Raw genomic sequence first — 3172 nt, forward strand, 5'->3', positions numbered from 1 at the left:
CGGAGCATTCCGAAGGATGGGATGGCGAGGTTTCCCTCTGAATGCAGAGCCGCTCCGAAGTGCGCCATATCCAATCGACCAAGAAAAGAAAAAAATTCCTTTTACCCAATCCTATCCGTTATAAGAAGAGGTAATTATTAATTATTAATTGTTAATTATTAATTATTGAACAGAATACTTGATATTGTGCTTTGTCTAAGTTAATTAAAATATTACCCGATGTTGTGGGAAAAAAATCAGAAAAAAGAAGTCTTTTTTACCGAAGAGGCAGCAGATAAACAGTTGTTGGGAGCTATTGAAAAAGAGTTGAATACCCAAAAATACCAAACTTTTAGTAATCTCTGTAAGCAAGCTCTATGGCAATTTTTGTATGTATCTTCGTCTACAGAATTAGCTCAATCTGCGTCAAATTTGCAACGTCTAGAACACAGAATTTATGAAAAGCTTACCCAACATTTTTCTGAGTTGGAAAAAAAAATTGCTTCTAGTGAATTGAATGAACCTAATCAGGTAAGTCAATTAAATGACCTGAAAAAACACTTGAGTCAAATGAATCAACAATTGGCTCAAATGCAATTTAATTTTGATGCTAAATTCCTTGAAGCTTTGCAGGCTTTCAAGACAGAATTGCCAAAAATTGAAGCAGCTATTAATAAAATAGAACTACCTATTGTTAAGCCTACTCAGGAGCAAGAATTAACCACTACTAAACCCACAGAAGCAGAAGCAGATTTATCTGTTGAAGAATCAAAAACAGAATCAGATCCCTTGTTGCAGCGCTTAAGTTCTCTTATAGAAGATTTCTAATTAAGCTTCGATACACTTTGGGAAAAAATAATTAGTGGTAACTTCAGAAAACTAACTGTCTAATAGCAAAAAAATTGGGGATTAACGAAAAGGCTTTGTTGTTGTTATGGAAAACTTACTCCAACATCTATAATACTATTTCTCAAAAACTTTTCTACACTTTCTTGAGTAGAATAATAGGGAAAACTTACAAGTATATGTTTTTAACAAAGGGCTGATACCAATTTCATAAGTGTTTGTTACAAATGGTAGAAGTAAAAAAGAAGGAAGAATGAGTAAATATTTTAAAAAATGGAAAAACGATAGAAATAACTATCTAAAATGAATTGGAGTAGCTATTTTTCTGCATATCTGATTGAGATACACCTTTTTGTAGCATTCTTTTTTTTAAGTGGTATGAGTAATCATTTTATTCAGTATAAAATCTCAACTTCCAGTGTGCTTTTTTATAAGGAAAATGGTTCAAAAATTCCCCCCACACTTCCCCCTCTCCCCAGATTCCCCACACCCAAAGGCATAATTCTAAAAAACATACCCTTGTAAGGTAAGCTATCCATTGAAATAGAAGGCTTGAAACCAGATTGATTAATTATCAATTATCAATTATCTCCTGAGTTCTGAGTTCTGAGTTATATCCTCACTCATAAGACTTTTTTAGCAAACTCTAATTACCTCTGGTTAAAACCGTAACGGAATTGAATATAAGGAAATCTTCTAAGCTTTTTTCTCTTGAAACAGAAGGCTTGAAACCGGATTGGTTAATTATCAATTATCCATTATCCATTGGTAAGGGTTTGGTTACCAAACCCTCTACCATAGGCAACTTTTTTCTAATTGGTATTACTCATCCCATACCAAAAATTAGTTAGGGCATTATCTTAAACTTTTATTAGTACAAATACACTTCCTTTATTGCCTCTTCCAATTCGTAAATCTTCATCTAAGTATGTAATATCTAACCATCCCTGTTGCTCGCGATTTTGGATATCAAAATCAACAGCGGTAAATTTTTTTCCTGATTCTATTTCGGCAATTAATTTGTTAGGTGATTGATAACCAATTAAACTTTGTAAACCCAAAATTGAACGATTAAATTTAACATTCACTCGTTTTTCTGAAACAACTTCAAACTGAGCAACAACACTTACAATTCCCTCTAAAAATGGTAAACCATATACTTCTGCAATATTATATATTGCTGTATCTTCAACTCTGATACATTGATAAATATCACCTAGTTTCAGGAAAGGAAAATTGTCAATGCGTAGTAATTCTTGGCTGGTAGTATAAAGTAACCTCCAATTACCATTTAATAGTTCTTTTGCTTCCAAGGGGCGGAGGTTAGGATTATAATCTTCTAACTGAGCGATCGCTGCCAAAATTTCTTTTTGATCGTTTTTACTTGCTAGTAAACCGCGATTTTTGCCTGTAAGTATTTCAATTAATTTTGATTTGTATATCATAATTCCTGTTTATTGTCAATCTGACTTGAATTCTTAAGGTAAGGTGACAATATTTATCTATAGCACTACAAAAAAGTGTTAGGACATTAAAAAAAATGAAATCCTTTACGACCAATAGTTTCGACTAGAGCTGATAATGGAGTTATTCGATCAAGAAGGTAACTGAATGCTGTTTGCTCCGCATTCCGGCACGGAAATGCTTAAAGCTATATTATCAAGTTAAGAAAAGTTCAAAAAAATTCTGCAGGTTATCCGGGTATCACCCTATTTTGACGATATCCTTAACAGTAGCAAAAAATTTAGAGCAGCTCACCACCTGGATTAATTTTAATCTGAATTTAACTAAAATTTTTAGATTTTAGATTAGTTTTTGCTGCAAAATTGTAATTTGATGCACATAAATCCATCTAATCTATTAAATACGAACAGAAAAAATATTTATATATATTATTTACTGGAAAATTTCTGACAAAATCCCCTAAAATCCAAGAGACCGGATTAAGGAGATGAGTAAATCTAAAATATAAATATTAAGATAGACTGACTAAAATTCCTTGAGTTGATGATATTGATATATGGAAGAAAAACAACAAACAAATAGCCAACCACAACCTGCGGAGTCACCAACTACACCAGTACAGGAAACAGTACCACAACCTGTAGTGCAACAAACTCCAGTACAGGAAACAGTACCACAACCTGTAGTGCAACAAACTCCAGTACAGGAAACAGTACCACAACCTGTAGTGCAACAAACTCCAGTACAGGAAACAGTAGTACCACAACCTGTAGTGCAACAAACTCCAGTACAGGAAACAGTAGTACCACAACCTGTAGTGCAACAAACTCCAGTACAGGAAACAGTAGTACCACAACCTGTAGTGCAACAAACTCCAGTACAG

General features: G+C 33.5%; 3 protein-coding genes. 2 read left to right on the top strand and 1 reads right to left on the bottom strand.

From position 1 onward, the window contains the following. The first annotated feature begins 219 nt into the window (after positions 1-219). Complete coding sequence (gene fcmC / locus F6K22_RS36980) at positions 220-807, top strand: filament morphology membrane protein FcmC (protein ID WP_293109723.1); 588 nt, start codon at positions 220-222, stop codon at positions 805-807. Positions 808-1685: 878 nt separating this feature from the next. On the opposite strand, the gene F6K22_RS36985 is transcribed toward fcmC, so the two are convergent. Then, positions 1686-2270, bottom strand: coding sequence for a PAP/fibrillin family protein (locus F6K22_RS36985; protein WP_293109725.1), 585 nt, complete (start codon positions 2268-2270; stop codon positions 1686-1688). 575 nt (positions 2271-2845) lie between these two features. Here F6K22_RS36985 and F6K22_RS36990 point away from each other — a divergent pair. Next, positions 2846-3172: hypothetical protein (locus F6K22_RS36990; protein WP_293109726.1), on the top strand; the 327-nt coding region annotated here is incomplete at its 3' end.

This window comes from Okeania sp. SIO2F4 (assembly GCF_010672385.1).
Lineage (GTDB): Bacteria > Cyanobacteriota > Cyanobacteriia > Cyanobacteriales > Microcoleaceae > Trichodesmium.